This window comes from Bacillus solitudinis, assembly GCF_002797395.1.
GTDB classification, from domain to species: Bacteria; Bacillota; Bacilli; order Bacillales; family Bacillaceae_D; genus Halalkalibacter_A; species Halalkalibacter_A solitudinis.
Genome location: NZ_KZ454943.1, coordinates 3,994,021 through 4,011,711, shown reverse-complemented (window position 1 = coordinate 4,011,711; position 17,691 = coordinate 3,994,021). Strand labels below are relative to the sequence as shown.

General features: G+C 34.2%; 14 protein-coding genes and 2 pseudogenes. 11 read left to right on the top strand and 5 right to left on the bottom strand.

All coding sequences use genetic code 11. From position 1 onward, the window contains the following. Positions 1 to 715, bottom strand: a pseudogene (locus CEF19_RS19550) (pyridoxal-phosphate dependent enzyme); the annotation flags it as partial. 300 nt (positions 716 to 1,015) lie between these two features. On the opposite strand from CEF19_RS19550, the gene CEF19_RS19545 reads away from it, so the two are divergent. Next, on the top strand, positions 1,016 to 1,714 hold the full coding sequence (locus tag CEF19_RS19545; RefSeq protein ID WP_100407616.1) for a YetF domain-containing protein: 699 nt from the start codon (positions 1,016 to 1,018) through the stop codon (positions 1,712 to 1,714). A 382-nt stretch (positions 1,715 to 2,096) separates the two neighbouring features. Here CEF19_RS19545 and ascB read toward each other — a convergent pair whose 3' ends face one another. The 3 genes from ascB to CEF19_RS19530 all read right to left on the bottom strand — a co-directional run bounded on the left by ascB (position 2,097) and on the right by CEF19_RS19530 (position 8,615). After that, positions 2,097 to 3,533 carry a 6-phospho-beta-glucosidase gene (ascB, locus tag CEF19_RS19540; RefSeq protein WP_100407615.1) on the bottom strand — a complete coding sequence of 479 codons (1,437 nt, stop codon included), beginning with the start codon at positions 3,531 to 3,533 and terminating at the stop codon, positions 2,097 to 2,099. 110 nt (positions 3,534 to 3,643) lie between these two features. Beyond that, positions 3,644 to 5,515, bottom strand: coding sequence for a beta-glucoside-specific PTS transporter subunit IIABC (locus tag CEF19_RS19535; protein WP_100407614.1), 1,872 nt, complete (start codon positions 5,513 to 5,515; stop codon positions 3,644 to 3,646). 295 nt (positions 5,516 to 5,810) lie between these two features. Beyond that, a complete protein-coding gene (locus CEF19_RS19530; protein ID WP_198510328.1) occupies positions 5,811 to 8,615 on the bottom strand; it encodes an alpha-L-rhamnosidase in 2,805 nt (934 codons plus the stop codon). Between the two features lie 169 nt (positions 8,616 to 8,784). Between CEF19_RS19530 and CEF19_RS19525 the strand changes: the two genes are divergently transcribed. Next, a complete protein-coding gene (locus CEF19_RS19525) occupies positions 8,785 to 9,816 on the top strand; it encodes an AraC family transcriptional regulator (protein ID WP_100407613.1) in 1,032 nt (343 codons plus the stop codon). 401 nt (positions 9,817 to 10,217) lie between these two features. On the opposite strand, the gene CEF19_RS19520 is transcribed toward CEF19_RS19525, so the two are convergent. Beyond that, on the bottom strand, positions 10,218 to 10,553 hold the full coding sequence (locus CEF19_RS19520; protein WP_406565396.1) for a mannitol dehydrogenase family protein: 336 nt from the start codon (positions 10,551 to 10,553) through the stop codon (positions 10,218 to 10,220). A 313-nt stretch (positions 10,554 to 10,866) separates the two neighbouring features. On the opposite strand from CEF19_RS19520, the gene CEF19_RS19515 reads away from it, so the two are divergent. The 9 genes and pseudogenes from CEF19_RS19515 to CEF19_RS19475 form a co-directional block, all read left to right on the top strand. Then, positions 10,867 to 11,373: a Na+/H+ antiporter subunit E gene (locus CEF19_RS19515; RefSeq protein ID WP_157801018.1), complete on the top strand. Its 507-nt coding sequence runs from the start codon at positions 10,867 to 10,869 to the stop codon at positions 11,371 to 11,373. Positions 11,374 to 11,425: 52 nt separating this feature from the next. Further along, positions 11,426 to 11,689, top strand: a complete 264-nt coding sequence (locus CEF19_RS19510) for an MrpF/PhaF family protein (protein ID WP_100407610.1) — start codon at positions 11,426 to 11,428, stop codon at positions 11,687 to 11,689. After that, positions 11,682 to 12,017, top strand: a complete 336-nt coding sequence (mnhG, locus tag CEF19_RS19505; RefSeq protein WP_198510327.1) for a monovalent cation/H(+) antiporter subunit G — start codon at positions 11,682 to 11,684, stop codon at positions 12,015 to 12,017. The genes CEF19_RS19510 and mnhG overlap by 8 nt, the downstream gene beginning before the upstream one ends. A gap of 14 nt (positions 12,018 to 12,031) precedes the next feature. Then, positions 12,032 to 12,265 (top strand): Na(+)/H(+) antiporter subunit B, encoded by a 234-nt coding sequence (locus CEF19_RS19500; RefSeq protein WP_100407609.1) that lies wholly within the window; start codon positions 12,032 to 12,034, stop codon positions 12,263 to 12,265. 5 nt (positions 12,266 to 12,270) lie between these two features. Next, on the top strand, positions 12,271 to 12,993 hold the full coding sequence (gene mbhE, locus CEF19_RS19495) for a hydrogen gas-evolving membrane-bound hydrogenase subunit E (RefSeq protein ID WP_100407608.1): 723 nt from the start codon (positions 12,271 to 12,273) through the stop codon (positions 12,991 to 12,993). Between the two features lie 2 nt (positions 12,994 to 12,995). After that, entirely contained in the window at positions 12,996 to 13,331 is a 336-nt protein-coding gene (locus tag CEF19_RS19490; protein ID WP_100407607.1) for a sodium:proton antiporter, read from the top strand. A 23-nt stretch (positions 13,332 to 13,354) separates the two neighbouring features. Further along, on the top strand, positions 13,355 to 14,824 hold the full coding sequence (locus CEF19_RS19485; protein WP_100407606.1) for a complex I subunit 5 family protein: 1,470 nt from the start codon (positions 13,355 to 13,357) through the stop codon (positions 14,822 to 14,824). A 2-nt stretch (positions 14,825 to 14,826) separates the two neighbouring features. After that, complete coding sequence (locus CEF19_RS19480; protein ID WP_100407605.1) at positions 14,827 to 16,383, top strand: proton-conducting transporter transmembrane domain-containing protein; 1,557 nt, start codon at positions 14,827 to 14,829, stop codon at positions 16,381 to 16,383. 540 nt (positions 16,384 to 16,923) lie between these two features. After that, positions 16,924 to 17,691, top strand: a pseudogene (locus CEF19_RS19475) (IS110 family transposase); the annotation flags it as partial.

The window sequence follows — 17,691 nt, the reverse complement described above, 5'->3', positions numbered from 1 at the left end:
ATTCCTCCCCGGTTTGGTAAGTTTTCACAAGAGGCGCACAGTTCTCCGCTTGAATGGCAACGATTTTCGGTATTTTATCAATTAATTCATTTTCAAATAACTCTTTAAAGCCATAGTACGCACCTAAGAGAAGCGTACCGTTTCCAACCGGAATAATTAAAGCATCAGGCGCACCATTTAATTGTTCATAAATTTCATAGGCATATGTTTTCGTTCCTTCATAAAAATAAGGATTATACACATGACTTGCGTAAAAAACTTTTTCTTCGTCTACTGCTTTTTGTGCCGCAGCTGCAATGTCCTCTCGTGTACCACGAATCTCTTTAATCGTTGCTCCATGGGCTTTTATTTGAGCGATCTTTTTCGGTGAAGTTTCATCACTTAGATATATATCACAGGCAATGTTACAACGTGCTGCATAAGCTGCAATCGCCGTTCCTGCATTACCACTACTATCAGCAATTACTTTTGATACCCCTAATTCTTTTGCCTTTGTCATCAAAACAACGGCTACTCGATCTTTAAAGGATAATGTAGGCATCATATAATCAACTTTTACATACGTATTTGGCTCCATACGATCTAGAACGATTAAAGGTGATTGACCTTCACCCATTGTCACGGATTCCCATGTCTTAGAATCTTTTGCGAATGGCATGGTTTCAAAATAACGCCATAATGAGTTTGGATAGTTATTCCAAGTTGCAATATCAACTTAATATGCACCTTTATTTGCACCCAATTTTGTAACAAATTTAAATGGCTCAATTCATACGAACCGAGCCATTTTTTTATGTTTATTAACTGTTTTTTTGTTCAACTAACGCACCCGATAGTTTAAGTGTATTATTTCACAAAGTTAGCTGTTAGATAAGGTTTGCTGCGCATTATATTTGTACTGTTCAGTACCAATACTTTACTTTCTAGTTTTTATTTTCCAACTTTTAAATAATAAAATTTCCGGGCAGAATGATTACAGTTATTCAATATTGGGTTCACGTAAAGGAGTTACGGTATGACAATCACAAATTTAGTACTTAGAATTGTTATCGCATTTATAACCTTATTAGTTTTAACTAGGATTATGGGTAGAAAAGAATTATCTGAAATGACTTTTATTAATTTTGTATCAGCTGTTACTATTGGTGCAATGACAGCCAACCTAGTAATTAATTCAAATTTAAGTATTAAAAATGGCGTTATAGCATTAATTGGATGGAGTGGAATTACTATATTTTTGGGATATATTAATATAAAGTTTAACAAAGCTCGAAATGTTATTGAAAGTCAACCAAGTATCCTTATAAAAAAGGGTCAGATTATGGAAGAGCAACTTCGTAAAGAACGTCTAGATGTAGACGCTTTGAAAGCCTTATTAAGACAAAAAAATGTATTTTCTGTTTCTGACGTTGAATATGCTATTTTTGAAATCGATGGTAAGCTTTCAGTTTTGAAAAAGGAAGAAAAGCAACCATTAACTAAAAGTGATCTAAATATTAAACAAGTTAATACAGATATTTTTCCTATTTCTACGTCTGTAATTTCTGATGGGAAAGTTGTTCAAGAGAACTTAGATAAATTAAATCTAAATAAACAATGGTTGGAAAAACAATTACAACAAGCTGGCATTAATTATGTTTCTGATGTTTTTTATGCTGAAGTTCAAAAAGACGGACAACTCTATATTGATTACAAGAACGATAATCTACATTAATTATTTAAGGGAGCAAAGTTTGCTAAACAGTATAAAGTCAAATACGAAAAGACGATCACACTGAGCGTAATCGTCTCTTAGGTAGGTAATTTTTAAAACAGTATGGTTGTACTGTGTAATATAAAAGTTTCACACAGTCTGGCCTATTTGCTTTCAAATATCAATAGTAAATAATACATACCTAAAAGGTGTTTTTACTCTTTAAGTATAAGTTCGTACCTTTACATAAACCCACTAGTAATAAAAACTTATCAACTTTTACTTTGCTTTGCTTTATCTAAGCTCATTAGAGTAGGGTCTTCGTTGGAGAATTCCAGTTCCAGTCCCTGCCCCCCGCTAATCAGAAGCACTAACGCGCTGGAGGCAGGCTCCTACCTTCGAGCTAATCCAAATTTTCACCATTCGATTGAATAACTTTTTTGTACCAATAAAAGCTTTTTTTTCTCAATCTTTTTAACGTCCCATTTCCTTCATTGTCTTTATCTACATAGATATAACCATAACGTTTCTTCATTTCACCAGTAGAGGCACTAATAATGTCGATGGGAGCCCAGCTGGTGTAACCAATAATTTGGACACCATCTTCTATTGCCTCTCCCATTGCTTCAATATGTCTTTTAATATAATCAATTCGATAATCGTCGTGAATTTCTCCTTCGGCCGTTAACTTATCAACCGCACCTAATCCATTTTCAACAACAAATAAAGGCTTTTGGTACCGATCATATAATTGATTTGCCGTTATACGTAAACCTAGTGGGTCAATGGTCCAACCCCACTCTGATTTTTTTAAGTAAGGATTTTCGATAGAACCAAAAACGTTACCACTTGTTGTATTTTTTAATATTTCTGGATCCGTACTAGTTGTTCGACTTGCATAATAACTAAATCCTATAAAGTCTACCGTGTTGTTTTTCAGAAGCTCTTCGTCAGTAGGCTCCATTGCTATCTGAATCTCATTTTCCTTTAAAAAACGAGTCGCATAGCTAGGATAGGATCCTCTTGATTGGACATCTATAAAAAAGAAATTCTCACGGTCTTTCTCCATCGCATTAAACATATCGTCAGGATTACAAGTGTAAGGATAAGTCGTTCCAGCAGCCAGCATACATCCTATTTTCGCCTTGGGGTTTATTTCATGACAAGCCTTTACAGCTAATGCACTAGCTACAAGTTGATGGTGAGCAGCCTGATATTTGATTTGTGTTTTATTGTCACCTTCTTGCAAAACAAGCCCACCTCCAATGAATGGTAGGTGTAGAAGCATGTTGATTTCGTTAAAAGTCACCCAATACTTTACCTTTTCTTTATAACGCTCAAGTATTGTCTTTGCATAGTTCTCAAATAAATAAACCAGTCTTCGATTTCTCCAGCTACCATATTTCTCAATTAAGTTTACTGGAATATCAAAATGAGTCATTGTTACGACAGGTTCTATGCCATATTTTATTAATTCGTCAAATATAGCATCGTAGTATTGCAATCCTGCTTCATTCGGTGTAGCATCATCCCCATTAGGGAAAATACGAGCCCATGCGATCGACAATCGAAGTGTTTTAAAACCCATCTCCGCAAAAAGTTTTATATCTTCTTTATAGTGATGGTAAAAGTTAATTCCCGTATGAGATGGATAAAACTCTCCCTCTACAGGAGTTAGTTGGTCTATATTACCAAGAGATATCTCCCACCTCTTTTTACCAGTTGGTAATAAATCTACATGTGTTAAGCCTTTGCCACCTTCTAGATAGGCTCCTTCTGATTGGTTTGCGGCGATAGCTCCCCCCCATAAAAAATTCTCAGGAAATTTATATCGATTCATATGACAGAACCTTCTTTCTTTCTTAATGATGAAAACCTCAAATATGAGGCTAGTGAAATTGCACTGAAAAAGGAACAAACAACTTTTTCAGTGCCTTATTATTCATTCTCTTATTGAATACGAACACTTATCTCTTTTTCTTTTGTTTCTTCAGTTGCCACGATCGAAATTGATGAGAAAGTATTTGAATTTGTGATGACAACTGGTGTTGTAACATCGTAGCCCTTAGCTTTTATACCCTCAATGTCAAACTCGCCAATTTTTTGACCTTGTTTAATTTGCTCACCATCTTTTACAAGAATGTTAAATGGTTCACCGTTTAATTCGACAGTGTTCAAACCAATGTGAATAATTAGCTCCACACCAGTATTTGACAATAATCCAATAGCATGTTTCGTATGAAAAACGTTGACAACGGTTCCATCAAATGGAGCATAGACAACACCCTCATTAGGTACCACAGCAAAGCCTTTTCCCATTGTTTCACTAGAGAAAACCCCATCATTTACCTCAGATATAGGGATAACTTTTCCATTTATTGGATTATACACCACTTTTTCAACTGCTTGCTTAACTTCTTTCTCTTCATTCGATTGTTTAATAGACTGTTTTGATAATTCGATATCTTCTTTATATCCAAATAAATATGTTAAAATCAATGCAACTAAAAATGCCGCGGTAATAGCAATAAGAAACCCAATAAAACCAGAATGAATGCCATCAGGCGATATGAATCCCGGAATTGAAAATATTCCCATACCCGCAAAATTATATTGGACAGATTCAAATATCCCGACAATCAGTCCACCAATACTCCCTGCAATAACAGTCATGATGAAAGGCTTTTTAAGTGGTACCAAGATACCATAAACACCAGGCTCGGTAACTCCTAATATAGCTGATAATGCGGAAGCATTCGCTACAGGTTTAATTTGAGATTTTTTCTTTGCTTTCAGTGCTACTCCCAATACTGAACCAGCAACAGCAAAAACCGAAACAGTTAACATTGCATTAATTGGGTCATATCCCATTGTTGCAAGGTTATTAAAAATGATTGGAATAAAGGCACCATGAAGTCCTACCATTACGATTAGTTGCCAAATACCACTAAGGAGCACTCCAGCTACAATTGGGTTTAAGGAGTATAGTCCGTTAGCACCACTCGCTAGTAGCTGACTAAGGTAAATGGTTACAGGTCCAATTGCAAGAACTGTTATAGGGAACGCTGTTACTAATAGAAGAAACGGTACTCCCATCAACTTTAGTGCTTCAGGCACTAACTTTTTAAATTGTTTTTCTAATAAGGAAACTAACCAAGCAGCAACTATTATCGGAAAAATTGATTGAGTATAATTCGCTAACAAAACTGGTATTCCAATAAAGTCTAATTGTACACCCTCATTATATAGAGCTATAAAATCTGGATAAACTAGTCCTGCTCCAATAGTGGCAACAACATAAGGGTTTGTTTTTAGTTGGTTTGCTGCCGAAAACCCTAAAATTATTGGAAAGAAATAAAATAAAGCATCTGACCCAATATGAAGTAATTGATATATACCAGATTCATTGCTTAAAATGTTCAATTGAGTAAAAATAACCAATAAACCTTTTAGAACCCCTGATGCAGCTAAAACACCAAGTACAGGAACAATAATACCAGTAAACATTGTTATAAATCGATTAAATAATGAACGTTTCTCTTTTTCTTCTACTTCTTCCACTACTTGTTCAGGACTTATCCCTAATATATCTACTAATTCCTTATAAACGTTTGATACATTATTTCCTATGATGACTTGATATTGTCCCCCCGCTTCCGTCACACCCATTACACCGTCTATCTTTTTCACTATTTCTTTGTTTGCATTGCTAGAATTTTTTAATCTAAAACGAAGCCGTGTCATACAATGCTGAACTTTGGTGACATTCTCTTTTCCACCAATAGCCGCAAGAATTTTTTTTGCAAGATTTCGATTATCCATGATGTTCCCCCATTTCTACTTTTACTTTAGCTCCTTAATGATAACGTTATCATAGGTCAAGTTTAACAAAGACCTAAAGTGATTGTTATGTCTGAACTTAACAAATTAACTTACCAAACTTAATATATATCCTAGTATTATAAAAACGGTAGGATGAAAACATCATCCATCGTAAACAAAGAGGCAATGTTTTATCTGGAATCAGAGTACTTTTTCATAAAAAGAGATTGAACCCTTTTAGAGTTCAATCTCTATACTGTATAAGCAACGATATCCACTAAAATATGCGGCACCTTTAACCATTAAAATCACGTAAAGAATTGTTCACCCGATGTAAGTCATCTTTTGAAAGCCCTAGTTCCTCTTTTAGCTCTATAAGTGTTTTATCTAAATAAATTGGTAGTTTATATGACTTGATTTTAGAAACCTGAGGTAATAAATCGTTAATGATATTTTTCGTTGGTACAGTATCAAGTAATTCTTTTAATGTATTGTGGATACTGAAGTTTCTAATATAAGACACTTTGGGTTGGTAACAAAAATGGTAAATACCACTATCTACTTGTAGTTTAACATCATCACCATATTTCGCTTTTTCGTCTACATCGATCTGGTCTATTATTGCATTGGGTAGAATGATTGTTGCTTTTCCGTTAAAAGGAATAGTGAACTTAAAGTCTAATCTCCCATCATCCAAAATACTCCATTTCACTTCATATCTCCCTACAACAGAATGATATTCCCCCGATACATGCTTTAATCGCCAGTTAGGCTTAGGAGCAATAATGGCGTGTTGAAAACCTGGCGCTGTTTCATCTGGCTTAAGTCCCACCATATACTGGTACATCCACTCTACAATCGAACCGTATGCATAATGATTTAATGAATTCATTCCAGCAGGGTTTATTTTCCCATCAGGTAAAACGGAATCCCACCTCTCCCAAATAGTTGTAGCTCCGAGATTAACTGCATAAAGCCAACTAGGATAGTCTTCATTTAATAATAGGGTATACGCCACATCATTGTAACCATATTCAGATAACACTTTACATATATAAGGTGTTCCAACAAATCCAGTCTTTAAATGCGAGTCATCTTTTTTCAGCCGTTCTACTAAATCTTTTAGTAAACGCTCCGTATGCTCTGGTTTACAAAGTTCCATGTAAAGCGCTAAAACATAAGCCGTTTGTTTATCGATGGTTAGCCGTCCATTAGGAGAAAAATACTCATTCTGAATCGCCTGCTTTATTTGTCTTGCTAACGTCTCGTATTTAGTAGCTAAAGCGTCTTCCCCTATAACACTTGCTGCTTTAGAAACAATTCTTGTGGAATAATAGTAAAAGGAAGATGCCACAAAGTACCGATCAGTTCCTCCTGTAGGCATTTTCGGATCTTCACCGTCCAAAGCCAACCAATCACCGAAATGGAAATCCTTATTCCAAAGGTATTGGTCACCAGTTCTTTCCTGGATATATTCGACCCAAGCACGCATACTATCAAATTGGTTTTTAAGAATTGTCGCATCTCCTGTGAAAAGGTACATATTCCATGGAATAATTGTCGCCGCATCTCCCCACACACTAGAGGTCTTTGTTACTTGAGGCATCGTTGGATTTGGAATGGTAGGCACTGTCATAGGAACTGCTCCTTGAATACCTTGTTGCTCTAACCATAAATCATACCCAAACTTTCCAAAAAACGGATAAGCGTTCATGTTATAGGCTGCTGTTGGTGAAAAGACTTGCGCATCACCAGTCCACCCCATCCGTTCATCACGTTGAGGACAATCCGTAGGAATATCTAGAAAGTTCCCTTTTTGCCCCCATAAAGCATTTTGAAATAAACGATTTACCTTTTCATTACTCGTTTCTATTTTTCCAATTTGTTCGAGATCAGAATAAACAACCTCACCAACAAAATCCTCCAATTCAATGGAGTCTAAGCCTGTAATTTTCGCGTAACGAAACCCATAAAATGTAAAATGAGGACGAACCCATTTCTCCTCACTATTTGATATATAGTGAAATTCTGCATCAGCATATCTTAAATTTTCCCTATAAAAATTTCCCTCTTGTAAAATTTCCCCATGTTGAATGGAAATCTTTTTCCCTTTAGGCAAGGTATTTTTAAAGCAAAGCCAACCAACCATATTTTGTCCCATATCAATAACCAACTCACCTTTTGGCGTGGTTATTACACTGAGAGGCTTCACTTTTTCCTTCACAACGACAGGAACACTTCTTCGGTCCTCGAGTAGCTTTTTATCTAAAGAAATAGGTTTTACCCCATATACTTCAGTTGGGGAGAACGTATCGTCATAGATTTCACCAAAGTAAATAGAACTTTTTCTAATCTTGCTTTCCTTCGATTTCCATCGTGTATCTGTAGAGAATACTTCATTAGTTCCATCTTTAAAAAGCAAATGAATTTCAGCTATAAGAGCAAAGGAATCCCCAAAAATATTATCCATTCCACCATTAAATCCAAAATTTCCTTTGTACCAACCATTTCCTAGCATTACTTCAATATTATTCTTTCCTGTCACCACGCTAGTCGTAATATCATATGTTTGATACTGAATCCAGTTATGATAGTTGTTATTCCCAGGAGCAAGGAACTCCTCTCCTATCTTTTTATCATTAATATAAGCTTCATACACCCCTAAACCACATATATACATCCTTGCTTTCTCAACGCCTTTTTCAATAAACATATCATTATACAAAACCGGATGAATCGAATGATCCATGTCAGGAGTTATCCAACTTGCTTCCCATGCTTCAGACATTTTTCCTGTTTCGAACCAATCGATTTGACTTACAGCACGTTCTTCCTTTTCATTCCAAACACTTACTCGCCAATAATACTTTGTTCTTGGTTCAAGTTGGAGATGACAAGAAAAAAAATTTTTTACGATAGATGGATCCTTTTTTGTATCATAGATTATATGAGTAAAATCCTCATCCTTCGCGATTTCTATCTGTGCTGCTACTTGTACTTTAGCTGATGTATCTATAACTTTATATGAAAAAAATAAGTCATTCATTCTAAATCCCATTGGATTCTTTATATGATTAACCTTTAAATCGATTATTTTCAATTTATACCCTTCTCTCCTTATGATATTTGCTATCTTGTTTCAATTCAGAAGGCTTGAATTGAATTACTCATAATCCTGATATTATAATCATAACAAAGGTATAATCTTGATGTTATGTCTAAACTTAAGAATACGACTTACCAAACTTAACAATTAGGTGGTTTTTAGATTGAATAAAAAAGAACTACGAAAAAAACTGTTTGAATTGTCTCCAAATGAATTGGCATATAAAGCCTCACCAGATAAAACTGTTGAATTCTATAACGAGTTGGAAAATATCAGTGAGGACCCTGATCATCCAATTTTTGTTCTAGATTTCAACTCGATTACTTCTAAGAATCGTGCTTTCGTAGACAGTGGTGAGAAAAGTGAAATTTTTTTCACAAATAGCAACATCGTTATCGGATTACACACTAAGTATTCTAAGCCACCCATGCATATTCATAATTATATTGAGATGAATTACGTGTATTCAGGAAAGTGTACACAAATCATGAATGGGAAAACGGTTCAACTTAAAGAAGGTGATGTTTGTATCCTTGATACAAATGTTCCCCATACCATATTAGATACGGAGGAAAATGATGTTGTCATTAATATTATGTTTTCAAAATCATATTTTTCAGCTGCTTTCTTAAGTAGATTAGCTGAAAATGGTATTATGTCTGAATTTTTAGTGAAAGCTATTTCACATACTCAGCATGATAACAACTTCATTTTATTCCATTGTGCTAGAAGTCTCGTTTTTAAAGAGCTAATGGAGAATGTATTATGTGAATACTTTAGTAAAAAGATTTGTACAAAGGAGATTATCGACTCATATATGGTCATCATTTTTGGAGAAATGCTAAGATCTTTTCAAAGGGAGCAAAGCCATCGCCAATCTTCTACACCATACCTAGGTGACATTCTAGAGTATATCGAAAAAAATTATCAAAAGTGTACGTTAGCTTCAACTGCTACTCACTTTAATTTTCACCCCAATTATTTAAGTTCACTCATTAAAAAGAAAACCGGTAAAACCTACAAAGAATTGATCCAATCGCAACGAATGAAAAAGGCCGCTGTTCTACTAGAGAACAGTAATCTAAACATCAATGATATAGCAATCGAAGTAGGCTATAATAATTTAGGTTTTTTCTATAAAAAATTCCAGTCTTATTACGAAATGACTCCGTACGAGTATAGGGGCCGAAATTGAAGTGGAAAAGCTAACACTCAAAGCTATGTATAACTCTAAGGCGCGACTGGGGTACAACAAACAGGTGACCTCAATACGTTTGAGATCCCTTGTTTCTATTGTTTTTTGCTCTAAATCGTTACCTCTAAAACCTTTATTAAATATTAGTGCCCCGTTAGATACATTCTTTCACAAAGTCGACTAAAAAATGAATACCTTTGCCGCACAGTATGTGTCTACTACGTAATAAAAGGGTTAATCTAGACCGTTTGCAGAAGAAGAAAGAAATTCCTAGTTATTGTAGAAAAACACTCGTTAGTTAAATACTTTCTTCGGAACACTCCAAAGAAAATAATTTCTTACGCATGCCTGGCGCACTAAAAAAGAGAACATAACACTGTTACGTTCTCTTCCTGTTTAGCTTAATCTAATTTACCTTCAGCTAATAAATGATATTGTTCCATAATTAGTTTAACTAAATCCGAATGTGGATTTAATTTTGTTATATCACAAATAGCCGCTTCTAAACCATTTTCCTGGATCATATTTTGGATTTGGACTGCTCCTTCATCCGTTTTAACATCATATTTTAAAGCCGCTGCAATGGCTTTAGCTAAGTAAATCGGCTGTTCACCTACAACATCCATATATTGCTTCGCCGGCCCGACTAATCGATCGTTTGGTCCTAGTTTGCGAAGGGGCCCTCTTCCAACTCTTGTAACATCATCTGCTAGGTATGGGTTTAAAAAGCGGTTAATGATCCTGCTTATATAGATCTTATGCTCCTCTGAGAGTAGATACAGGTTGAATGTTTAGCCACATGCCAGTAAATCATTACACCTCTGCCTCTATACCGCATACATATAAACACCTACTAATTTGGGATTAGAGCTATTATCACCAAATAAACATCTTTTTTCTAAAAACCAATATCGTAATATACTTTGCCTACAGTGGGACGAAAATACCGCATTGGATTTCTCCTTATCCTTAGAATTTAAATATTTTAATAATAATAACTCATCCTATGGTAATAATAAGAACTACTAAATTAAAAGTGAGGTACATAATTTGAAGAAAAAATTATTAACATTTATTCTAACCCTGGCATTATGGTTTGTTCTTGCAGGCCGCGTTAATATCCAGGTATTTTTGTTGGGTACTATAATTTGTTCTTTTATATCGCTTATGTTTGCAGATAATGTATTCAGATTAGTACAAAAGAAATATGGGACGAAAGAATTTTTTTTAAAAATATATTACATATTTTTGGTCATCAGTGCTTTTATATATGATGTATTTTTATCTGCAGTCAGAGTATCCAGACATGCATTTGAAATTAAACCTTCGTTTTCTCCCCGAGTAGTTAGTATAAAAACATCTCTTGAAAATATAAACAGTCCTGCAATTTTAGCCAATTTTATTACATTAACTCAGGGGACCCTGGCGATGGATTTCGATCTTTTAAATAAAAACTATCTTATTCACTGGATAGATGTTCACAGTGACGATGAAGCAGAAGTAAAGAAAGCACTTATCAGTAAACATGAGAATTTGATAGCTAAAATATTTGATTAATTCAGTTTAAGTATCTGGTTTTGTTTTTTATTCAATCTGGAGTGTGATATTCGTGCTTTATTTAATACTGGCAATTGTCTTATCTGCTATTTTAACTTTTTATAGGCTAATTAAAGGTCCCAGTGTACCTGACAGAATAGTTGCTATGAATTCGATAGGTGTAATGTTTTTATTAGTTTTAGTTTTATTAAGTTATTATTTTGAAAGAAAATTTTTTATTGATGTGGCTTTAGTTTATGGGGTTTTCTTATTTATAAATGTTTTAATTATGGGTAAATATTTTAGAAAACCAGAGAAAGGAGAAGTTAGTGATTGATTTAATTACTATTTTAAGACAAATATTTGTTTATGTATTTTTACTAACAGGCATTTATTTTTTGTTAAGTACTGCTGTGGGAATGATTCGTTTTCCTGATTTGTATACTAGGTTACATGCTGGCTCTAAATGCCTGATGGCCGGAGGTATTTCAGTTTTAATGGGATGTATAGTTCTGGAAGGAATTGGGGTTGTTTCTTTAAAACTTATTGTAATACTAATTTTTTTATTAATCACGAATCCGATAGCAATTCATGTCATAGCCAGTTTTACTAATAATTATAATATTATACCCAAAATACTTACAAAAAACGATATTGATGAGTGATTGGAGGTAAAGTCGTGATAGATATACTATTTAATCTGTTAATGATATTTTTACTAATTACCGCATTTTTTATGGTATTTACTAAAGATATATCAAACTCAGTTATTACTCTACCCATATTCGGTACGATTCTAGTAGTTATTTTTGTAATACTCCAGGCTCCAGGTATTGCTCTGGCTGAAGCGGTAATGACTGCTGGCTTAATGACTGTTTTTTTTGTAATTACGATAAATAAAACGGAGTATTGAACGAAATGATTAGAATAAATGAAATGTTTAAAAAGCTCTATAAAATAGGCCTTGTTGCATCGTTGGCTATTTTCTTATTATTTATATTTTATGAAATACATAATCTTGATAACGATCGTAAAAGATATTTATCTGAACACTATATATCTGAAGGGGTACAGGAAACCGGGGCGATAAATTTAGTTGCTTCAGTCCTACTTGATTACCGAGGTTTTGATACTTTAGGTGAAGTAACTGTGATTTTAACTGCTGCTGCTATTTTAGCTTTTCTGGTTCCCATAACAAAAGCAACAATGCAGGGTACTAAATTTACAATGATTGTTAATCAAACAATAAAATTGATTATCCCTTATTTAGCAGTTTTAGGAGCGTATTTAATATTGTTTGGTCATCTAAGTCCTGGCGGAGGTTTTGTTGGAGGAGTTGTTCTGGCTATCCTTCCCATTCTGTTGACAATAACCTATGGTGTTGAATTCTCTGAATATAAATTCAAACCAACCCGAAAAAAGTTAGTAGAAGATATAGGAGCTATAGGTTTTATCTTACTGGGATTACTAGGGGTATTGACTGGAAGCAATTTTCTGGCCAACGGACAAGCAAATTTTGGTCCGGGAAATACCGGGGAATTAATCAGTGCTGGGTTAATCCCTTACTTAAATTTAATGGTTGGTTTAAAAGTAGGAGCTGGTCTGGCGATCATTTTTAATAGTTTGATCAAGGAGAAATAATAGTGGAAATACCTTTTGTTTTAGTAATCATTTTATTCTGTCTAGGAATGTATACGATCATTACCCAAAAAAATTTAATAAAAATTGTTATTGGAGTTGCTATTGTAGAATCTTCTTTGATTTTATTATTAATACTCGTAAGTTATAAACCGGGTGGAACTGCTCCTATTTTAGACAGGGGATATGAAATGGTAGTTGATCCTATCCCTCAGGCACTGGCCTTAACGTCAATTGTTATTGGGGGAAGTGTTACAGCTGTAATGCTAGCGTTGGTGATTAAGATATATAAAAGATATGGAACTTTAAACGTTGATGAGATTAGAAAATTAAGAGGATAATTTTTATTTTCGGGAGGTTAATAATGGAAGCGGCTGTCTGGGTTATCATTTTACCTTTATTAACCGCATTTTTTCTTGGAATTTTTAAGTTTTATTTTAAAAAGATCTTTTTTCCTTTGGTAACCGGTAGTGCAATCATATATCTTTATTTATTAATTTTAGTTATTCATAATAGTGATCACCCTAAAGTTTACAGTGTTGGTGATTGGGGGCTCTTGGGAATAAATTTAATGGTAGATCCTTTTTCCACCATGTTTTTGTTAATAATAGCTATATTATTTTTACCAGTTATTATTTTTTCCCTGAAATATATCAAAGTAATTCATAAACATAAATATTTTATTTTTACATATTTAATGATAGCCGGTATTGCAGGAATGGTTCTTACTGTTGATTTATTTAATCTTTATGTATTTTTGGAAGTGAGTTCTCTAAGTTCTATCGCTTTGACGGCGCTGAAAAAAACAAATAAAGGAATAGAAGGTACTTTTAAGTATTTGATCATGTCTACATTTGGGAGCTTTTTTATTTTACTCGCTACAATTTTAACTTATTATTTAACGGGAACTCTAAATATGGCAGAAATTTCACTGGAATTTCAAGACATCCCTTTTAAGATAAAAAGTACACTTATGGCCTTTTTTGTTTTTGGCTATGGAATAAAGATAGGGTTAATTCCTCTGCATGCCTGGCTACCAGACGCTTATGAAGATTCCCCTATCCCTTATAATGTTTTATCTTCGGGATTGGTGATGAAATCTGCTATATATGCATTAATCAGAGTATTATATATTATTTTTGGAATTGATTTTCTGGATGAAAGTGGAATGTTAAATATTGGTGTTTTCTGGGGAGTAATTACTTTTATTATTGCTCATTTTTTAGCCTATCAGCAATCAAATTTAGTCCGGCTTCTTGCGTATTCTAGTATTGCCCAGATAGCGTATATCACTATCGGATTATTTGTAGGCAGTGAAGGAGGATTAATTGGTGGAAGTTTTCATATTCTAAATCACGCAATCATGAAAGGGACTTTATTTTTGGTTGTAGGAATTTTTTATTATAGTTTAAGCGCTGTTGAAATAGAAGATATTAAAGGGCTAGGTTATAAATTCCCCATACTTTCATTTATTTTTGTCGTTGCTTCTCTTGCAATAGTGGGCCTGCCTCCCTTCAATGGATTTATGAGTAAATGGCTTATTATTGAAGCAGCTCTAGAAGCTGGTTTTGTTTATGCTGCCTTTTTTATTTTGGTGGGAACGTTTTTATCTTTAACGTATTATTTAAAAGTAATTATTAAATTATATACAAAAAACGAAAAAAAACTATTAATGGAAGAACCAGATTTATCTTTAAGATTACCGACTATATTTCTGGGCAGTTTATGTATTGTACTTGGTTTAGTACCTTCATTACCTTTAAGTCTAATTAATAAAATTCCAAAATTTTTGCTGGATAATGGGGAATACATAAGAATAGTACTAGGAGGTTAAAGATGATTTCTCCAGGTTTCTTATATATAACAGGTGCTATACTTTTACTTTTGCCCGTGAGTGATAAAATAAAATACATCATTTCTTTCCTCATTACTGCAGGAGCGCTTATTGTTACTTTTTATTTAATACCTGGTTATAGCTTACAACTGGATTTTCTCAATTATACTCTAACTCCTTTTAGAGTAGATAGTATCAGTAAATTAACTGGATTAATTTTTGCTGTCGGTGGCTTGGCTGCTGTACTTTATTCAATTACTATATGTTCTCGAACTAATTTAAGGTTAATGTTTGTGTTTATTGGTAGTGCCCTGACCGTGGTTTTTTCCGGTGATCTGTTTACTCTGTATGTTTTCTGGGAGTTAATGACGATCAGTTCATCTTTTCTTATTATAATGGCAAGTGATTTAACTAAAAAAACGGGGTATTATTATTTTCTAATGCAGGTGGCAGGAGGTTTAAGTTTATTATGGGGGATATTTTTACAGTATTCGGCTACAGGTAATTTATCTTTGAATGCTATAGAAGCTGGAATCCCCCTTTTTATGATTGCGGTAGCAATTAAGCTGGCTTTTGTCGGTTTCCATACTTGGATGCCATTGGCTTACAGCAAAGCTCCTTTTTATGTTGCAGTCGTTTTGTCAATCTATACGACAAAAGTGGGAGTATATGTAATGAGCAGCCTGCTGTCCGGGATAAATATTTTAGCATATGCCGGTCTTATTTCGGCTTTGTTTGGAATTGTAATGGCCTTAAGGCAAAACCAAGTTCGTAAATTTTTGAGCTATTCCATCATAATCCAGGTTGGTTTTATGATTATTGGTATTAGTATTGGTACTGCAGATGGAATAGCTGGAGCTATTTTTCACCTAGTTAATCACATATTATATAAAACTGTATTATTTATGGCAGTGGGAGTTGTCATTTATACAACAGGGAAAGATAATTTTGAAAATTTAGGAATCATGCGCAGTAAACTTCCCGTAACTTCGATAGCAACATTGGTAGCTTTTATGGGGATAGCTGGAGTTCCTTTTTTTAATGGATATATGAGTAAAACCATTATTAAAGAGGCTTTACACGAACCATTATTAACCTGGGGTTTTAACCTAATGAGTTTTGGGACTTCTCTAATGTTTTTAAAATTTATCTATTATGCCTTTTTCAAAAACAGTACTATTAACGTAGATAAAAAACCAGCCATCAGCATGCAGTTAGGATTGGGATTGTTAACTGTTATGATGATATTGATTGGTATTAATCCTTTTTTGTTAGAAAGTTTAACTAATATGAATGTAGATATTAATTATTTCGATACAAAACATATGTTAAGTGGAATTCAACCTTTTCTCTGGTCAATTGCTGTATTTATTTTATTAAAGAAATATTTAGTGAAGAACTATGAGAAACTTCTATATTATGATATTTATCGTAAAATGGCTAAAATATTTGTAGCTACAGGCTATAAGTTAAGTAACTATCATGACGGAAAATTAAATAAATATTTGGTATGGGCAACTACCACTTTAATAATACTGTTGTTATTGTTAATGGTTTAATATCCATCTACTGTTATGATGGATATAGATTTGTATCTATAAGAGGGGTTATTGACTTAATAAGATGACTAGCTAAAGATGATCAAATCCCCAAAGACAATTCGTAGTAAGAAGTCTAAGCAAAGTTATTTGTTTGGCCTTTTTGTCTTTTTTAACTATTCTTGGTAGGTTAGTTTAGGTACATTTTTTCGCAAAGCCCTCTAAAAAAGAAGATCTTTGCTGCGCAGTAATGGTCTACTATGTATTAAGAAATGATAATTACTTCTTCTCAACTATCCTCCTCGTTCGTATTATAAGGTCAGCCAGATAAGAAAATATTTCTGGTTGACCTTGTTTTATATGGTCTTATTATAACAGTAGCCGGGGTAAAACGTCTCTGCCCGTGGGACATAGATCCCGTCAAGTAAACAGTTTACCCCCTACTTGTAGAAACATGATTGAGGCTGGTTGGGACGTAGATCTCGTATAACAAGCGAAGCTGTGACACTACAAGAAGGAATTAGGGGTACCGGTTAGATTATCATTTGGAGGGGATTTAGAATGAATCCAGTCATTGGTCTGGATGTGTCAAAAGGAGAAAGTCAGGTTCAAGCATTTCTAGATAAAGGGAAACCATACCGTAAGAGCTTTAAAGTATCACATATTAATGAGGGACTTGAATCCCTTGTGGAATTCATCGAAGGTTTGACTGCTGAGATAGGGAAGAAACCTCCGGTTATTCTGGAAGCAACAGGACACTATCAAGCTCCTATTGTTCACTATCTCCAGGAGCGAGGCTATCTCTTAATCATTATTAACCCATTGATTTCTTACAAGGCCAAAAGTTCAAGTTTACGAAAGGTTAAGACGGACGCTGCTGATGCTTATCTTTTGTGCGAACTCTATTATAAAGAGGAACTTGAGCCATACAAAAGCGTGGCGTTCAGCTCTTAAACTTACGTGACCTTACGAGACAACACGAAACTATTACTGGTACTTTAATTCAGACAAAACTACAATTCCAAGCGATTTTAGATCAAGTATTTCCTGAATTCAGAGGTGTGTTTGGGGATTTATATTCGGTTGTGTCGCTATTAACTTTAAAGAAATTTCCTTCGTCTGAAGATATTTTAAATGCCAGTGATGAGACCTTGACCGAAAAAAAACACGAGTATTGTAAGAGTCGTTCACGTAGTTGGGCTAGTGATAAAGCAGCACAAATCAAAGCTGCGGCAATTCGAAATCCGTTTGAGAGAGCCGTTTATCAGAGTCACATTTTGAGTCTTGGAATGTTTATTACTATTATTCTCCAATACAAAGAGCACCTAT